Below are 17,089 nucleotides of genomic sequence, written 5' to 3'. Positions count from 1 at the left end.
CTCAGAAGAGCAACGAGGCCAGTCGCGAGCGGGCGCGGATCACTCGCGCGTCCTCGTCGCCGACGAGGCCGAAGAGCTCGAGCAGACGCTCGCGCGCCGGCGCGCGCTCATCCGCGGGAAGCGCGGCGAAGAGGTCGAGCAGACGGCCGAAGGCGTCGTCGACATGCCCGCCCACGACGTCGAGATCCGCGACGAGGAACTGTGCCTCGAGCCCGGTCGGGTCGGCGGCCGCCGCGGCACGGGCCGCCTGGAGGTCGGCGTCCTGGACGCGGTCCAGCAGACGCACCTGTCCGAGACCGGCGCGCGCGTCGGCGTCGCGCGGGTTCTCGGCGAGGGCCTGCTCGTAGGCGGTGATGGCGCGGGCGTAGTCGCCCTCTTCGATCGCGGCGAACGCCTCCGCGTGCAGTGGGGGCAGCTCGGGCTCCGCAGCGGGGGCATCGGCGGAGGGGGCGCCCTCGACCGGGACGGTACCGGTTACGCCGTGCTGAGCGGCGAGCTGCAGAAGCTGGGCGAACACGTCGCGCACCTGCTGCTCGGGGACGGCCCCGGTGAACAGGGGCACCGGCTGACCCGCCACGAGCGCGAGCACCATGGGGATCGACTGGGCGCGGAAGCCCTGCGCGAGCTGCGGGTTCGCGTCGACGTCGACCTTGGCGAGCACCAGGCGGCCGGCGAGCTCGGCGACCACCTTCTCGAGCACGGGGCTCAGCTGCTTGCACGGCCCGCACCACTCGGCCCACAGATCGATGACGACCGGGACGGTGCGCGAGAGCTCGAGGACCTCACCGAACGTCTCATCGGTCACGTCGAAGACCAGGGGCAGCGCGCCGGCGGGGCGCGGGGGCGTCGCGGGGGCGCCGGAGGCGGGTGCCGCCGGCGGCTGGGGACGGTTGCGCAACGACGAGAGGTCGACGGCACCGCGCATCACGGAACCGGGGGCGGGAGTGCTCACGGGGACACCTTCGCTTCGAGGAGGCTGGATCGGTAGCCGAGCAGGCGGATCTGATCGTCGGAGCCCTGGCTGGGCACGTAGAAGAACACCTGGTCGGAGTATGTCGTGGTGAAGCCTGTCGCCGACTGGTCGACACCGGTCAGGGCCTTGACCGCCGGGTTGTTGTCCAGCTTGATCACGGCGTCCTTGTTGGTGGGCTTCGCGGTGTCGCTCTCGTACACGTTGACCGCGACGATCGCACCGGTGTCGAGCGTCGCCAGCGCGATGGGGGTCGCGGCTCCCGCGGAGGCCGAGAAGCTGATCTCCGCCGTTCCCGCACCGGTCTGGTTGAGTTCGTCGGTGCGCTTGGTCTTGTTGTCCTGGATCGCCGAAAGCAACAGGTCGTTCGCCGTGTCGAACCTCGCGAACGAGGCGCTGTTCTGGCCGTTGTTGATGACATCCGCGTAGGCGGCGGCCACCTTCTCGGGCGCCATGACGAGGAAGGACGAGTCCGGCGGAACCTGCGTGGCACCGACGTAGGGCGCCGCGAGCTCGGGAAGGTTCGTCGAGGCCTCGAGGTTGCCGACGTACGAGGCCTTGTACTCCTCCCACGGCGTCTGCTGCGTCATCATCATGATCGTGGTCGTGGGGGTTGCGGCATCCGCCGACTCCACCACCGTCATGAGGGTGCGCGGCCACGTTCCCGTGGTCTGCGGCAGCACGATCTGCACGGGCTCCGCCGGGATCGCGGGCAGGGCGGGTCGGTCGGGGATCGCGGCGCGCAGCTTGTAATTGGTCTGCCGCTCCGCGAGAGCCGGGCCCGACAGCCGTTCGGCGACGACGTTCGCGTCGAGCGAGGCATCGGCCTGCGCGACGGTCGACGAGACCTTCGCCACGATGCGCTGCGCCTGCGCCTCGGTGACCGCCGGCGGGAACTGCCCATCCGGGACGATCACCGTCGGAGTAGGACTCGGCGACTCGGTCGCCGCGAGCTGCGGCCACGCGTCAGCCGAGCATCCCGCCAGCAGAGTGATCGACACGCCCAGCGCGGGGACGGCGACCAGAGCGCGGCGACCGCGCAGGGCACCACGGACTCGCGACCCTCCGCGGCGACCGGGGCTCTGGCTCACGACGCCCTTGCTCTCGGCATCCGCGTCGACCGTCGAAATCGGCTCGGTGACCGGAAGGGGCAGCCCCTTGCGGCGCGGACGACGCTGACGTCGGACGTGACGGATGCCGAGCAGGTAGAGCACCAGACCGGCCAGAAGGACGATTCCGCCGCCGACGATGAGCGGACCGGCCCACGGCGTGGAGTCGTCGATCGGCCAGGTGAGGCTGACGGTCGAGGGGGCGGGGGCCGTTCCGTCGGAAGCGACGAGCACGCTCATGTCGGACGGGAGCTGCAGAGTGGTCGACAGCGATCCGGTCTGTTCGAACTCGTCGAGCCAGAGGTCGGAGTCCACGGGCGATCGTCCGGTGGTCGCGGCGCCCGAGGCGGGGGTGACCGTCGGCGCGACCTGGGAGGTCTGAACGGTGCCGGCGCCGTCGAGCGTCACCGCGGTGTAGGGGACGTCGGCGAGCCACGCGGTGACGTCGGCGGTGCGTCCGTACGAGACGAACACCGCCCCATCGCCTTGGACGCGCAGGGTCTGCGCCCCGGGGACGCTCGTCAGCACCGCGCCGTCGATCAGCGTGAACGCCGTCGAGCCGTCGGTCTGCACGTTGGCCGAGGTCTCCGAAGGGCCGTGGAACACGGTCCTTTGGGCAATACCGGCACCGATCATGGCGGCAGCGATGACGAATGCCACCACGGCCCAGACGAATCTCACGCTTCACACCATCCCCACCGGTGGCTCGGGCGCCACCGAATCGACATTTCAGACTATCCGAGGGCGCCTGAAAGTTCTCGGCGAGGCCCGTCGCGCGCTCGGTCGGGCCATCCGCTCAGTATCCTGACGACACGGGCACGTCAGCCCGGCTGATGCGGGAGTCGTTCGGCATGAAGATTCACAATCCCTTTCGGGTGGCTCTGCTCGCCACGCTCGGCGTCGGAGTCGGCCTGCTGCTCATCGGCAGCGTCCAGAACCTGTCGACGATCCTGCTGTACGTGGGCACGGCGTTGTTCCTGTCTCTCGGCCTCGACCCCGTCGTGTCGTTCCTCGAGCGTCGAGGTCTCCCCCGCTGGGCGGCGGTGCTGGTGACGATCCTGGCGGTGCTCGGCGTCTTCGCCGGGATCATCTTCATGGTCGTCCCGATCATCGTGAGCCAGATCGCCCAGCTGGTGTCCCAGATCGAGCAGCTGCTGCAGCCCGGTCGGTGGAACGAGATCGTCACCGACGTGCAGGCCTGGGTGTCGCAGACCCTCCCCTGGCTGAAGATCGACGAGGTCTGGGCGGGGATCCAGCACTGGTTCTCCACGCTCGACGTCGGCAGCATCTCCACGATGATCGGCAACAGCCTCCTCACCATCGGCGGCGCCGTCGCGGCCGGCCTGGGCGGCGCGTTCATCGTGCTGATCCTCACGATCTACTTCACGGCATCCACTCCCTCGCTGAAGTCGGCCGTCTACCAGCTGGTCCCGGCCTCGAAGCGCGCCCGATTCATCGAGCTGGCCGAGAAGATCACCGACTCCGTCGGCTACTACGTCATGGGGCAGGTCAGCCTCGGAGTCATCAACGGTGTCCTGAGCGCCATCTTCCTGTCGATCATCAACGCGCCCTTCCCGGCCGTGCTGGCGGTCATCGCCTTCTTCTTCTCGCTCATCCCCCTGGTGGGCACCCTCACGGGGTCGACGATCATCGTGCTGACGTGCCTCATCCCGGGCCTCGGCACCCCCACGTGGGCGATCCTCGCCGCCGCGATCTACTACCTCGTGTACATGCAGATCGAGGCGTACGTGATCTCGCCGCGCATCATGAACCGCGCGGTCTCGGTGCCGGGATCCGTCGTCGTGATCTCGGCGTTGGCCGGCGGCGCCCTGTTGAACCTGCTCGGCGCGCTCATCGCGATCCCGGTCGCCGCGAGCATCCTCATCATCTACCGCGAGGTCATCATCCCGCGGCAGAACGAACGCTGAGCCCGTCCGCGAACACCCGGGCTCGACGCCGGAGCACCGGCGCGCGGGTTCAGCCCGCGATCTCGCCGTCCCACTCCACCGGAAGTGGCAGGGCGTCCGGGTTGACCGCCGCGACGATCTCGGTGAGCACGCGACGGGTCTGCGTCTCGCCGACCCACAGGTGCTTGCCGCCCTCGACCGCGATGAGCGTGGCATCCGGTACCGACGAGAATCGCTCGCGGGCCTCGTCGGGACGCAGGTAGTCGTCGAACTCGGGGACGAGCACGACCATGCGGCGCTCGTCGCCCGCCCAGGCGGCGACCTCGTCGGCCGTCGCGCGGTGCAGCGGGGGCGAGAGCAGGATGACGCCCTCGATATCGTGATCGCGACCATACTTGAGCGCCAGCTCGGTGCCGAACGACCAGCCGACGAGCCACGGCCGCGGAAGACCGCGCTCACGGACGAAATCGACGGCGGCCGCGACGTCGAAGCACTCGTTCGCACCCCCGTCAAAGGCCCCGTCGCTCGTCCCGCGCGGAGACGTCGTTCCCCGCGTGTTGAAACGCAGCACCGCGAGGTCGGCCAACGCCGGCAACCGGCCCGCCGCCTTACGCAGGATGTGCGAGTCCATGAAACCGCCCGCCGTGGGCAGGGGGTGAAGCGTGACCAGGGTGGCGACCGGGTCGCGATCGGCCGGGAGCGCCAGCTCGCCCACCAGGGTCAGCTCGTCGACCGTGCGCAGCTCGACGTCCTCGCGACGGGCGGGCAGAAGAACGGGTCCGCGAATCTCCATCAGGCGATCCTCCAACAGTGCGTGTGCCAATGACGACGGGCGGCGAGATCGGCCGCGTCCCCGAGGACGCCGTCGGCGCGCCAGACCACCACGTGAGCGGTTCCGGCCTCGACGGTCCGACCGCACCCGGGGCACAGGTAGTCCTTGACCGCCTGCGGGCCCGAGATGGGCTGCACCGTCCACTCCCCGCCCCGCTTGACCTCGGTGCGCTTCCACCCCGCGATCAGACGGTCGAGCGACTCGTCGCCGCGAGAGGAGTCCGGGCGGCGTTTACGGGAGCGGGGCATGGATGCCGCTCACCACCAGTGGTTGGCGGACCAGAACGCGTAGGCGCCGGCCCATCCGCCGTAACGCCCGGTGGCGTAGCCGGTTCCCCAGCGCAGATTGTCGACCGGGTCGTAGCCGTTGCCGGGGACCTTGCTGCACGGAAGGGCCTGCACGAGGCCGCAGGCGCCGGACGAGCGGTTCGTCGCGTTCGGGTTCCAGCCGCTCTCGCGACTGACGATGTAGTCCACGAAGCCCATGTCGGATTCGGAGATGCCGGCCGCGGCCATCCACTCGGCGGGAGCGCCACCGCCGGTGTAGAGCATGGGACCGGCGTTGCCCGAGGACGAACCGGAGCCGGAGTCCTTCTCGCGGGACGGCGTCGGCGTCGGGGTGGGCGTCGGCTTCGGCTTGACGTAGACGTTGTAGCTGGCCCGGTCGAGTTGCGGCGCCTGCTTCTCGCCCGAGGTCGACACGGCCTGCGTGTCGCCGAGACCCTCGGCGTACAGGGTGACCGTGTGCGGCTCCTCGGCCTGGGCCGGCAGCAGAGAGGCGCCCATCGGGCCGACGTAGGCACCGACGAACAAGACCGCGGCCGCAGCCCCGAAGACGCCGACCACACCGCGACGACGCGACCAGCGGGGGCTGGAACGGTGCGGGAGAGACGGCGGGACCACGTCGACCGAGGCGCCCCGGCGGGCGACACGGGACGTGGATGCGCGCGAAAGTTCCGAACCAGAAGTCACAGTGCGCTCGATTCTACCGACGCCCGAGGCCGGATGCCACGCGTCGGGGTCATCCGACCGCGAGCATCACTTCGACGACGGCGTCGAGGACGGCGTCGACCTGGGTTTCGCGGTATCCCCCGCGCTGCATGCGGAACGCGACCGAGCGCACCTGATCGGGTGTCACCGGATCACCCGCCGCGAGGTAGCGGGCGACGCGATCGGCGACGACGTCCACCTCGTCGACCCGGTAGCCGTAGCGCAAGAGGCCGACGCGATCGAAGCGCGAACCCCGCGGACGACGAAGACGGTCGAGCACGACCTGCGCCGTGTCCCGGGTCTCGGCGACCCACGCGCGAGCGCCGAGACGCGAGAGGGCGTGCTCGCGCTCCCGCGCGGCGAAGGCGTCCTCAACACGGCCGAGAGCGGCGTCCACGGCCTCCACCTTGTATCCGCCCTTGACGAGCGGGAAGGCAGCGGCGCGAACCTCGGAGGAGCGCAGGGCCCCGACCTCGTCGGCTTCGAACGCTTCGCGCGCGCGGGCCAGGAAGACGTCGACCGCGCGCTTCTCGTACCCCTTGGTGCGACCCGAGGTCGTGGGGAACGGCGTCGCGGCCACGGTGTCGTGGATCGGCGTCTCGGTCATGACACTCCCAGGGGGGACAGCAGATAGAACATCACCAGGGCGGCGGTCGCCGACGGCAGGATCGAGTCGAGGCGGTCGAGCACTCCCCCGTGACCCGGAAGCCACGAGCTCATGTCCTTGATGCCCAGGTCCCGCTTGAGCATCGACTCCCCGAGGTCGCCCACGGTCGCCGTCGCGAGGACCACGGCCCCGAAGATGAGACCGGCCCACCACGGCACCTGCAGCATGAAGGCGGCCAGGAGCGCGCCCGCCACGAGCGCCGCGACGCACGCTCCCGCGAAGCCCTCCCAGGTCTTCTTGGGGCTGATGCGGGGGGCCATCGGATGCCGACCACCCCGGCCGAACGTCAAGCCCGAGACGTACGCGCCGGTGTCGGCCGCCACCGCCAGGATGAGGAATGCGAGCACCCACCACTCCCCGCGGGGCTGCGCGAGGAGGATCATCGCGACACTCGTCAGGAAGGGCACGTACAGCTGCACGAAGCTCGCGACGAGGACGTCGCCGATCACCTCGATGTGAGCGCGACCGTCGGCGGCGAACATCTGGGCCGTCAGGCGCCAGACGATCACGACGACGACGGCGACGAGGGTGGCGATCCAGTGCACCCACGGGCCCAGGAAGAACCCGCTCAGCAGGAGCAGGAACCCCATGACGAGCTGCGGGACCACATCGACGCGACGCCCCGCCACCTGGAGGGCGCGCGAGAACTCGAGGACGCCCAGCACCATCGCGGCGGCCGCGAACAGGACGAACAGCCACTTGACGAAGATCAGCGAGGCGATGACGATCACGCCGATGCCGACACCGATCAGGGTCGCCACGATGAGGTCGCGCCCCGTGCGCTGCTTGATCCGCTCGTTGGCCTGGTCGAACTCGGCGCGGGCGTGCGCGATCCGCTGATCGGCGTCCGACCGCATCGCGCGCAGCTGCGACTCGATTGCGGTCACCCCCTCGCCCGTGGTCGGCGAACGGCGCGCTGAATCGGCCCGGCGCGGCGAGACGGACGGATCGACCGGCTCGCTGTCGCCGATCTCGGGAGCGTCGGGCATGGGGGTCAGACCTCGAGGAGCTCAGCCTCTTTGCGCTTGAGAGCCTCGTCGATGAGGTCGACGTGCGTGCGCGTGACGGTGTCGAGCTCCTTCTCGGCGCGGACCAGCTCGTCCTCGCCGACGTCGCTCTTGAGCGCGTCGAGGTCGTCCTTGGCCTTGCGGCGCAGGTTGCGGACCTGCACCTTGGCGTCCTCGCCCTTGCCGCGCACGATCTTGACGTACTCCTTGCGGCGGTCCTGCGTGAGCTCGGGCATGGTGACGCGGACGATGTTGCCGTCGTTCGTCGGGTTCACCCCGAGGTTCGGCATGTCGCGGATCGCCTGCTCGATCGCCTTCAACGCCGACTTGTCGTACGGGTTGATGACGAGAGTGCGCGCCTCGGGGTTGTTCAGCGAGGCGAGCTGAGCCAGCGGGGTGGGCGAGCCGTAGTAGTCGACCAGCACCTTCTGGAACATCTGGGGGTTCGCGCGTCCGGTACGGACCGTCGCGAAGTCTTCCTTGGCGGCCTCCACGGCGCGATCCATACGCGCTCCGGCATCGGCGAGGACATCGGAAATCATGGTGACTCCATTCGTTGGGACTGGCTGTTCAGTCTAGTCGCGCGCGGGCCCGGCTCCCCGGGCCCGCGCGGCGCGTCATGCGGTGACGAGGGTGCCCATCGTCTCGCCGAGAAGGGCCCGGGTGACGTTTCCGGCCGGCTCCATGCCGAACACGCGCATATCCATTCCGTTGTCCATGCAGAGGCTGAACGCCGTGGAGTCCACGACCTTCAGACCCTTCTGCAGGGCGTCGTTGTAGGTGACGTGGTCGAGCTTCGTGGCCGTCGGATCCACGTTCGGGTCGGCCGTGTAGACCCCGTCGACGCCGTTCTTCGCGACGAGGACCTCGGTCGCTCCGATCTCGAGCGCGCGCTGGGCGGCGACGGTGTCGGTGGAGAAGTACGGCAGTCCGGCGCCGGCGCCGAAGATCACGACGCGACCCTTTTCGAGGTGACGGACAGCACGACGCGGGATGTAGGGCTCCGCGACTTGGGTCATCGAGATGGCGGACTGCACGCGCGTGGCGGCCCCCGCCTGCTCAAGGAAGTCCTGCAGCGCGAGGGAGTTCATCACGGTGCCGAGCATTCCCATGTAGTCGGCCCGCCCGCGGTCCATGCCGCGCTGGCTGAGCTCGGCGCCGCGGAAGAAGTTGCCCCCGCCGACGACGATGGCGATGTCGACGCGGTCGACGGCCTCGGCGATCTCACGGGCGATCTGGCCCACGACGTCGGGATTCACGCCCAGTTGGCCGCCGCCGAACGCCTCCCCCGACAGCTTCAGCAGAACTCGGCGGCGCTTGGTGGCTTCATCGATCACGTGTGATGTCCTCTCGTCTTGAACAAACTATCCCCCCGCACCCGCGACCGATACGCAGGAACCGATATGGGACGCGGGCAGGGAAAAGGCCCGGGATGCCGTGGCATCCCGGGCCTCATGACGGGCCCTGAGCCTGTCGAAGGGTTACGCGCCGACCTTGAAGCGGGCGAAGTCGGTCAGCGTGAGACCGGCGTCGGACGCGACCTTGGCGACGGACAGCTTGTTGTCCTTCGCGTAGTCCTGGTCGAGCAGCGAGACCTGCTTGAAAAACGCGTTCACGCGGCCCTCGACGATCTTCGGCAGCGCGGCCTCGGGCTTGCCCTCGTTGCGGGAGATCTCGGTGACGATCTCGCGCTCCTTCTCGACGTCGGCCTCGGGAACGGCGTCGCGGGTGAGGTACGAGGGGTTGGCGAACGAGATGTGCTGCGCGATCGAGCGAGCGGTCTCGGCGTCATCGCCCGAGTAGGCGAGGACGACGCCGACCTGCGGGGGCAGGTCCTTGCTGGTCTTGTGCAGGTAGACCTCGAACTTGTCGCCCGAGATGGTGCGCACGCGACGGAGCTCGACCTTCTCGCCGATGATCGCGGCCTCGTCCGAGATGAGCTGCTCGACGGTCTTGCCGTCGGCGTCGGCGGCCAGGGCGGCCTCGACCGAGTCGGCACCGGCGGCGGCGGCTGCGTCGACGACCTTGTCGGCCAGAGCGATGAAGCGCTCGTTCTTGGCGACGAAGTCGGTCTCGCACGCGAGTTCGAGAAGCGTGACGGAACCGTTGTTCTCGCGGGCGGCGACGAGGCCCTCGCTGGTCGAACGGTCGGCGCGCTTGGCGTTGCCCTTCGCACCCTTGAGTCGCAGGATCTCGACGGCCTTCTCGACGTCGCCGTCAGCCTCTTCGAGCGCCTTCTTGGTGTCGACCATGCCCGTGCCGAGCTGCTCGCGCAGCGCCTTGATATCGGCGATCGTGAAGTTTGCCATGGTGTGGCGTCTCCTTGTCGTTTGCGTTCTAGATGTGAGCCCGGCGGGGCCGTGTCGCCACCCTCCGAAGAGGGAGCTGTCACGACCCCGCCGGATCGTAGCCTGTGCGGGTAGCGGGCCGTTCACGCGGAGGAGAACGGAACGCCTCGCGGCTTACTTGCTGTCGGTTGCCTCGGCGTCAGCGGCCTCGGTCTCGGCGGCCTCGGTCGACTCGGCGGCCGGGGCCTCGGTCGCCTCAGCGGCGGGAGCCTCGTCGGTCGACTCGGCGGGGGTCTCGAGCAGCTCGCGCTCCCACTCGGCGAGGGGCTCGGCGGCCTCTTCTTCACCGGCGGGCTGGTGGCGCTGGATGAGGCCCTCGGCGGCGGCGTCGGCGATGATGCGCGTGAGCAGGCTCACCGAGCGGATCGCGTCGTCGTTGCCGGGGATCGGGTACTGGAACTCGTCGGGGTCGGCGTTCGTGTCGAGGATGCCGATCACGGGGATGCCGAGCTTCTTGGCCTCGTCGACCGCGAGGTGCTCGCGCTTGGCGTCGACGACCCAGATCGCCGAGGGGGTCTTCTGCAGGTTGCGGATACCACCGAGCGACTTGTGCAGCTTGTCGAGCTCGCGCTTCTTGAGCAGGAGCTCCTTTTTGGTGAAGCCGCTCTCGGCCGGGTTCTCGTAGTCGAGCTCCTCGAGCTCCTTCATGCGGGCGAGGCGCTTCGACACCGTCTGGAAGTTGGTGAGGAGGCCACCGAGCCAGCGCTGGTTGACGTAGGGCTGGCCCACGCGGGTCGCCTGCTCGGCGAGGACTTCCTGCGCCTGCTTCTTGGTGCCGACGAAGAGGATGGTGCCGCCGTGCGCGACGGTCTCCTTGACGAACTCGTACGCCTTGTCGATGTAGCCGAGCGACTGCTGGAGGTCGATGATGTGGATGCCCGAGCGCTCGGTCAGAATGAAGCGCTTCACCTTCGGGTTCCACCGGCGGGTCTGGTGTCCGAAGTGAACGCCGCTGTCGAGCAGCTGGCGGATGGTGACGACGGCCATGGTCGTACTCCTGTTTCTGGGCGCTTTCGCACCGTGGTTGTGGTTGTTCGCGCCAGACGATCCGTCTGACGAGCCTGGTACCCGGCGCACACCCGCCATCCGCTGAAGCGGAGGACCAGGGGGTGTGGATGCCGCGCGGTGCGCTGCCCCGGAGGGCGGCGCGATGCGCTGTGGGCACGCGGAGTCATCCCGACATGCGAGATGCGTCCTCCAGCATACAGGACTGCTCCTCCCCACCCGCGTGCGGGGCGCGAACTCTCCCCGGTCTCACCTCCACCACGCTCGGCGCGGACCCAGGGAGAGAAGACTTCGCGGATGATCCCGGCATCCGCCCGCCTCATCACTCTCGCCCTTCTGACGGCGACGCTCCTCGTCTCGCCGCCCGCTGAAGCGTCCGACGGCGACCCGCTCGGCGACCTCGCCTGGGTGTGGCCCGCGATTCCGGCCCGGGTGGTGCGGCCGTTCATCGCCCCTGCTCACTTGTACGGTCCGGGTCACCGCGGGCTCGATCTCGCGGGAGATTCGGTCCGGTCCCCCGCGGATGGCCGCGTCGCCTTCGTGGGGGCCGTAGCCGGGCGCGACATCGTGACCATCGACCACGGCGACGGCCTCGTGACGACGCTGGAACCCGTGGTCACCGACCTGAATGTGGGTGCTTTCGTCGCGCGCGCGTCACCGGTGGGGCGGGTGGACGACGGTGGGCACGCCGGCCCCGCGACCGTCCACTTCGGGGTGCGGTGGAACGGTGAGTACGTGAATCCGCTGCGGCTGCTGGGCGGCGTCCCGCGAGCGGTGCTGCTGCCCTGCTGCGAGAGGTGACTCGGCGGGCCCGCTCATCCGATCCGGTTGCCGCGGCCCTCGACGGTCTGGGTGCCGATGCCGCCCGTGGCGCTCACGATGTTGTCCTGCCCGCGGACCGTGACGGCCGAGATCGCACCGCCCGCCTGGATCGTGGACCGATCGCCGCTCAGGTCGGCGCTGCCGATCGCCCCCGAGGAACGGACCGAGCCGTCATTGCCCTGCAGGATGAGGGCATCGATCGACCCGGCGTCGATGCGGGCGCGGTCGCCAGAGATGCGGAGGGTACCAATCGAGGCCTCCGAGGCGTCGACGGTGAGGGCCGACCCCGAAACGGTGAGCTCGGCGCACGTTCCGACGATGCGGACGCTCTGCTCGGCCCCCGATACGGTCTGGCTTCCCCCGTCGCCGCACGAGACGGCGTCGGTGCCGGATCCTGCGGCGGGAGCCGACGGGGCCGTCGACGAGACCGGGGCGGGAGACGTCGTGACGACGGAGGGCGAGGGCACGGCGACCGTGGGCGGAGGGCTCGAGGCGACGAGCCCGGGAGGAAGACGGGTTTCGACCGGCTCCGGGGCGAGGCTGCACGCGCTGAGCACCCCGACGAGCGCGACGACGCCGATCGCAGCGGGCACCAGGCGGCGGGAGATCACGGTTCCACGCTAGGGGGTCCGACGCGCATGCGCACGCATACGGGACACGTCACGGGCCGCCCGGCGAGAACCCGACGGCGAGGCGGGTCTGCCGGAGCGCTGGCCGAGGACGGTCTCCTCCGTGCAGGGTGCAGTGCGTCCGAGGTCGCCCATGCCTACCGCTCAAGCGCGCGGGTGCGCGAGTCGGTAGGCCTCGCGGAGGCGCTCGGCGGAGACATGGGTGTAGATCTGCGTGGTGCCCAGACTCGCGTGGCCGAGGATCTCCTGCACGGAGCGCAGATCGGCGCCCCCGTCGAGCAGATGGGTCGCGGCAGAGTGCCGCAGAGCGTGCGGCCCGAGCACGTCCGCTCCCACGCTCGGCGCCACGGTTCTCGACACGAGGGCGTGCACGACTCTCGGCCCGAGACGCGAGCCCTTCGCCCCCAGGAACACGGCGCGCTCGTGCGGGCGCGTCGCAGCCCCGGCTTCGCGGGCGGGAATGCGGGAGCCACTCCCGCTTCCGTCGTGGCGCGACCCGGATGCGGGAGATGCGGATGCCTCGACCCGGCGTGCCTGCAGGATGGGACGGGCCCGCACCAGGTAGGCCTGCAGCGCGCGAGCGGCGGGGAGTCCGAACGGCACGACGCGGTCCTTGCCGCCCTTGCCGCGCAGGAACAGGGTGCGTCGATCGTGATCGATATCGTCGAGGTCGAGACCGCACACCTCGGAGACGCGCGCGCCCGATCCGTAGAGCACCTCCAGGAGGGCGTGGTCTCGGAGTGCCACGGCATCGCCACTCGCCGCGCGCTCGGCCGCCGCGGTCAGGACGTCGTCGAGCGCGTCGGTGGTCGCGACGGCGGGGAGGGTGCGCCCGCGTTTCGGAGACACCAGCCTCTGCGCCGGGTCCACCCTGACCAACTCTTCCTCGACGGCCCAGGCGAACAGCCCCCGCACCGTCGACGCGCGACGCGCGGCGGTGGCCTTGGACTGCCCCGACTTGGCCGACTGCCACTGCCATTCGCGCAGGTCCTCCACGCCGACCTCGCCCAGGGGGCGATCGCCGACCCACAGGATCAGGTCCGCGAGATCCGCGCGGTAGGCCCGCACCGTCGCCGGGGAGAGTCGGCGCACGTCGGACAGGTGGGAGAGATATCCCGCGACGGCCTCCGACAACTGCATCCCCCCAGAGTGCCCGGCGGCCGGCCGCGCGTGCGCGACGACGCGCGCCGATCGGCGTTTCCCTCATCGCGGAGATCCCCCGTCCCCCCGACCGGCGGACGTCCACAGCCCCTCGCTGTCGCGGACGACCCGCCCCTCGAGCTCCGCGAAGCCGAGGAGCGCCCCGGCCTCCTCGCTCGACATCCCGCTTCGGCGGGCGACCTCCCGCGTCGACCGACCGGAGCGCGCCGAGAGGGCGTCGAGCAGTCGGGTGGTGTCGTCGGTGCGGTCGGTGGTGCCGTGCTCGCGGGGTCCTCCCGCGCCGATCATCTCGAGCACGTCGGCAGCCCCCGTCACGCACGCGCCGCCGTACTCGCGGAGGATGCGGTGGCACCCCGCCGACGCCGCGCTCGTGACGGGACCGGGCACCGCGCCCAGGGCGCGACCCAGGCTCGCGGCGTGCGCGGCGGTGTTGAGCGAGCCGCTGCGCCACCCCGCCTCGACGACCACGACGGCGTCGGCGATTGCGGCGATGAGCCGGTTGCGAGCGAGGAAGCGCCACTTGGTGGGCGTCGTCCCGCAGGGCGTCTCGCTCCAGACCGCGCCGGCTCCCGCGATCCGGGCGAGAAGACCTTCGTGACCGCGCGGGTACGCCCGATCGACGCCGCCGGCGAGAAACGCGACCGTCGGTCCGCCCGTCGACAGCGCCGCCCGGTGCGCGGCCCCGTCGATCCCGTACGCAGCCCCCGAGACGACGATCACCCCGGCCGCAGCCAGGTCGGCGGCGAGGTCCGCCGCGACCCCCTCCCCGTAAGCCGTCGAGGCTCGCGCGCCCACGAGGGCGACCGTGGGGGAATCGTCCTCGATGGCGACTCCGCGGCGCCAGAGGACGACCGGCGCGTGCTCCCCCAGATCGTCGAGGCGCGCGGGCCACGAGGTGTCACCGGAACGACGAGCGAGGTGCCCGACCGCCGCGCGGCGTCGAGCGCCGCCGCGATCGCGTCGGGATGGAGCCGAGGCAACCACCGGGCGCGCGCCGCCCCGAGATCCTTACGCCCCGTGGACGTGGCCACGCTCAGGGCCTGAACCGGTCCGTGTTCCGCGATGAGTTTTCCCGCGACCCCGTCTCCGGGCTCGGTCAGCACACTCCACACCACCCGCGCGAACGCCTCCGCGGCACCCCCCTGGTCATCGTCGTCCCGCAGGCCCCGGAGGGCGCGTGCGGCCTCGATCTCGTCGACCTCGTAGGGCGTCATGCGCCCGCACCTCGGCGCAGGTAGAGGGCGCGGCCCACATCGTCGGACCGGAGCTGTTCGTGTCCGGCGATGTCGGCGACCGTCCACGCCACGCGGAGCAGGCGGTCGTATCCGCGCAGGGTCAACGCGCCGCGGCGCAGGGCGGTGTCAAGAGGACGCAGGACTTCGGGCGACGGGGCGGCCCGGCCGCGCAACCACGTGCCCGGCACATCGGCGTTGCGCCTCCAGGGCGTCTGGGCCCACCGTCGAGCGGCTTGCGCACGGGCGGCGGCAACGATCTCGCGCGCGCGTTCCGAGGACACCGTCCGGGAACTGCTCTCGTGCCGGGCGGTGGACACGCGCTGCAGCCGCAGGTCGATGTCGATCCGATCGAGAAGCGGGCCCGAGAGGCGCCGCGTGTATCGACGTATCGCCTGCGGAGCGCACTCGCAGGATCCACCCGGGACGCCGTATTGGCCGCACGGGCAGGGGTTCGTGGCCACCACGAGCTGAAACCGCGCGGGGTACGTTGCCGAGACCCCGGAGCGGTGCACCTGAATCACGCCGTTCTCGAGGGGCTGACGAAGGGCGTCGAGAACGGATGCCGGGAACTCGCCGCCCTCGTCGAGGATCACCTAGCCACCGAGCAGATCGCACCGGTTGGGCGTCCTCTCTGAGCGCAAGTACATCGCGAACATCAGAGAGGGCCCCCGACCATGACGACTCCGACTATCCGCCGCGCTGTCCTGTACTGCCGCATCAGCCGCACGAAAGATGAAAGCGTCTCACTCGAGCGCCAAGAGCGCGATCTCCGCAAACTCTGCGAACTCGAGGGCTGGGAAGTGACCGCCGTGATTGTCGATGACGGGAAGAGCGGCACAAAGGACCGCGACGGCGCCGCGCGCGCTCTCGACCTCCTCCGCTCCGGCGAGGCCGACACACTCCTCGTATGGGCCTTCGACCGATGGAGTCGACAAGGTCTCCGTGCCGTGGCTGACCTTATCGACGTCCTCAAGGAGCGCAAGCGCGCGCTCTTCTTCGCGAAGAAGGACGGTCTTCGCTCCGATGCGCAGGCGTGGCGGATAGTCGCCTCCGTGCTCGCCGAGGTCGCCGCGATGGAAGCGGAGAACACCTCCGCCCGCATCCTCGCCGCGCGTTCCGAGCACCTCAGCAAGACCGGCCCAGAGGAGCAGAGATTTCTCGGTGGAAAAGCCCCGTTCGGCTACCGTGCCGTCGACAACCCGCACGGCCCCGGCAGGTCGCTCGCGGTCGACCCGTACGAGGCGGAGATAGTGCGAACGGTCGCGGAGCGGCTCATCGACGGGGAGTATCTCTCTTCCGTCACGGTATGGCTCGACGCCAACGCCGTGCCAACCCCGCAGAGTGAAGCGCGACGAGCGCGACAGGCTGATCAGCCCGTGGAGGGCGTCGACCGCGGCTCGTGGCGCGTCACTACCGTCCGCAACCTCTGGCGGTCGGAAACCCTCATTGGACGTACCACGCGCCGCGTGCCGGTGCTGGCGTCCGACGGCGAGCCCATCGTCGCCGCAGACGGCACCCCCCGACTCGAGCGCCGCGTCGTCAGTGACGCGCATGGGCTGCCTATCACTCGATGGGAGCCGGTGCTCGACCTCGCGACCTTCCAACGCCTGCAAGCGCGTCTGCCGAGCGTCGGCCGCGTCCAGCCGCGTCGCACGGTCTCGTGGCTCACGGGCATCGCTCGATGCGCAAGCTGCAATGGGAAGCTCTATGCACAGAAGCGCCGCAAGGGCGACCGCGAGGAGCTCTTCTTCCGGTGCGCCGCGACCGGGGACGCGCTCAACCCGTGCACGTCGCCGGGACACGTCTCGGTCGCCCGCCTCGAGCAGTACATCGAGGGCAAGTTTCTCGCCTTCGCTGGCTCGCTTCCCATGCTCAAGGAAGTCCAGCGCAGCGCGCCCGCGTACGACGCCCTTGCACTCGCCGCCGTCACCCAAGCCATTGCTGACGCCACTGCCGCGATGCAAGCCGACGGCGCCGACTACTCGCAACTCGTGCCGCGTCTTGACCAGCTCAAGGCACGACGGCGGGAAGTGCTTTCTGCCACGACGACGCACGAAGTCGAGCTCGTCCCGACCGGGCGCACCCTCGGCGACGTGTGGCGCGACCTGGCCGACGACCTCGACGCCAAGCGCGAACATCTGCAAAAAGTCATCGTCCGCGTCGCCGTATCGCGCGTGCCCGGCCTCGACTCGCGCGCACCGCTCGACCGCCGCCGCATCGAGGTCGGATGGAATCGCGACCGGGGAATAGACATCGACGAGCCTCACCTCGCACCGACGGATTACTGGGGTCGGATCAAGTGGGCCGACATCCCCACCCGGTAGGCCCGAGAGGATGCCGTAGAACCTGCCTCAGGCACCAGCGTCCGCCCAGCGTCCGCCCCACCGTCCGCCCCAGCGTCCGCCTAC

18 protein-coding genes are annotated in these 17,089 nt (G+C 70.2%); 3 read left to right on the top strand and 15 right to left on the bottom strand.

What is annotated here, in order from left to right; genetic code table 11:
- Position 1: 1 nt before the first annotated feature.
- Both QBE02_RS01540 and QBE02_RS01535 read right to left on the bottom strand, forming a co-directional pair.
- Positions 2-952, bottom strand: coding sequence for a tetratricopeptide repeat protein (locus QBE02_RS01540; RefSeq protein WP_279366842.1), 951 nt, complete (start codon positions 950-952; stop codon positions 2-4).
- Complete coding sequence (locus tag QBE02_RS01535) at positions 949-2,760, bottom strand: glycosyl transferase (RefSeq protein WP_279366841.1); 1,812 nt, start codon at positions 2,758-2,760, stop codon at positions 949-951. The genes QBE02_RS01540 and QBE02_RS01535 overlap by 4 nt, the downstream gene beginning before the upstream one ends.
- A gap of 170 nt (positions 2,761-2,930) precedes the next feature.
- Between QBE02_RS01535 and QBE02_RS01530 the strand changes: the two genes are divergently transcribed.
- Positions 2,931-4,007, top strand: coding sequence for an AI-2E family transporter (locus QBE02_RS01530; protein WP_056232310.1), 1,077 nt, complete (start codon positions 2,931-2,933; stop codon positions 4,005-4,007).
- A 49-nt stretch (positions 4,008-4,056) separates the two neighbouring features.
- Here QBE02_RS01530 and QBE02_RS01525 read toward each other — a convergent pair whose 3' ends face one another.
- From QBE02_RS01525 to rpsB, 9 genes are all read right to left on the bottom strand, one after another.
- A complete protein-coding gene (locus QBE02_RS01525) occupies positions 4,057-4,779 on the bottom strand; it encodes an alpha/beta hydrolase (RefSeq protein ID WP_279366840.1) in 723 nt (240 codons plus the stop codon).
- Entirely contained in the window at positions 4,779-5,066 is a 288-nt protein-coding gene (locus QBE02_RS01520; protein ID WP_056230930.1) for a hypothetical protein, read from the bottom strand. The genes QBE02_RS01525 and QBE02_RS01520 overlap by 1 nt, the downstream gene beginning before the upstream one ends.
- Before the next feature lie 9 nt (positions 5,067-5,075).
- Positions 5,076-5,789: a transglycosylase SLT domain-containing protein gene (locus tag QBE02_RS01515; RefSeq protein ID WP_074695091.1), complete on the bottom strand. Its 714-nt coding sequence runs from the start codon at positions 5,787-5,789 to the stop codon at positions 5,076-5,078.
- 49 nt (positions 5,790-5,838) lie between these two features.
- Positions 5,839-6,414, bottom strand: coding sequence for a DivIVA domain-containing protein (locus tag QBE02_RS01510; protein ID WP_056230928.1), 576 nt, complete (start codon positions 6,412-6,414; stop codon positions 5,839-5,841).
- A complete protein-coding gene (locus QBE02_RS01505) occupies positions 6,411-7,463 on the bottom strand; it encodes a phosphatidate cytidylyltransferase (RefSeq protein WP_279366838.1) in 1,053 nt (350 codons plus the stop codon). The genes QBE02_RS01510 and QBE02_RS01505 overlap by 4 nt, the downstream gene beginning before the upstream one ends.
- A gap of 5 nt (positions 7,464-7,468) precedes the next feature.
- A complete protein-coding gene (gene frr / locus QBE02_RS01500) occupies positions 7,469-8,023 on the bottom strand; it encodes a ribosome recycling factor (protein WP_056230923.1) in 555 nt (184 codons plus the stop codon).
- Positions 8,024-8,098: 75 nt separating this feature from the next.
- Positions 8,099-8,818, bottom strand: a complete 720-nt coding sequence (gene pyrH / locus QBE02_RS01495) for a UMP kinase (RefSeq protein WP_056230920.1) — start codon at positions 8,816-8,818, stop codon at positions 8,099-8,101.
- A gap of 144 nt (positions 8,819-8,962) precedes the next feature.
- A complete protein-coding gene (tsf, locus tag QBE02_RS01490) occupies positions 8,963-9,790 on the bottom strand; it encodes a translation elongation factor Ts (RefSeq protein WP_056230918.1) in 828 nt (275 codons plus the stop codon).
- 153 nt (positions 9,791-9,943) lie between these two features.
- A complete protein-coding gene (gene rpsB, locus QBE02_RS01485; protein WP_279366835.1) occupies positions 9,944-10,816 on the bottom strand; it encodes a 30S ribosomal protein S2 in 873 nt (290 codons plus the stop codon).
- A 315-nt stretch (positions 10,817-11,131) separates the two neighbouring features.
- Here rpsB and QBE02_RS01480 point away from each other — a divergent pair, with 315 nt between their 5' ends.
- Entirely contained in the window at positions 11,132-11,635 is a 504-nt protein-coding gene (locus QBE02_RS01480; protein WP_279366834.1) for a murein hydrolase activator EnvC family protein, read from the top strand.
- A 14-nt stretch (positions 11,636-11,649) separates the two neighbouring features.
- Here the strand turns inward: QBE02_RS01480 and QBE02_RS01475 are convergent, their stop codons facing one another.
- The 4 genes from QBE02_RS01475 to QBE02_RS01460 all read right to left on the bottom strand — a co-directional run bounded on the left by QBE02_RS01475 (position 11,650) and on the right by QBE02_RS01460 (position 15,274).
- The gene (locus QBE02_RS01475) at positions 11,650-12,267 is read right to left on the bottom strand and encodes a hypothetical protein (RefSeq protein ID WP_279366833.1); all 618 of its coding nucleotides are present in this window, start codon (positions 12,265-12,267) and stop codon (positions 11,650-11,652) included.
- A gap of 162 nt (positions 12,268-12,429) precedes the next feature.
- The gene (locus QBE02_RS01470; RefSeq protein WP_279366832.1) at positions 12,430-13,425 is read right to left on the bottom strand and encodes a tyrosine recombinase XerC; all 996 of its coding nucleotides are present in this window, start codon (positions 13,423-13,425) and stop codon (positions 12,430-12,432) included.
- 63 nt (positions 13,426-13,488) lie between these two features.
- Complete coding sequence (dprA, locus tag QBE02_RS01465) at positions 13,489-14,430, bottom strand: DNA-processing protein DprA (protein ID WP_279366831.1); 942 nt, start codon at positions 14,428-14,430, stop codon at positions 13,489-13,491.
- Positions 14,431-14,656: 226 nt separating this feature from the next.
- On the bottom strand, positions 14,657-15,274 hold the full coding sequence (locus QBE02_RS01460; protein WP_279366830.1) for an ATP-binding protein: 618 nt from the start codon (positions 15,272-15,274) through the stop codon (positions 14,657-14,659).
- A gap of 81 nt (positions 15,275-15,355) precedes the next feature.
- On the opposite strand from QBE02_RS01460, the gene QBE02_RS01455 reads away from it, so the two are divergent.
- Positions 15,356-17,005, top strand: a complete 1,650-nt coding sequence (locus QBE02_RS01455; RefSeq protein ID WP_279366829.1) for a recombinase family protein — start codon at positions 15,356-15,358, stop codon at positions 17,003-17,005.
- The last annotated feature ends 84 nt before the right edge of the window (positions 17,006-17,089 follow it).

It is taken from the genome of Microbacterium testaceum, from assembly GCF_029761935.1.
In the GTDB taxonomy this organism is placed as follows: domain Bacteria; phylum Actinomycetota; class Actinomycetes; order Actinomycetales; family Microbacteriaceae; genus Microbacterium; species Microbacterium testaceum_A.
The sequence above is the reverse complement of the archived record's forward strand: the minus strand, read 5'-3'. Positions and strand labels throughout refer to the sequence as shown.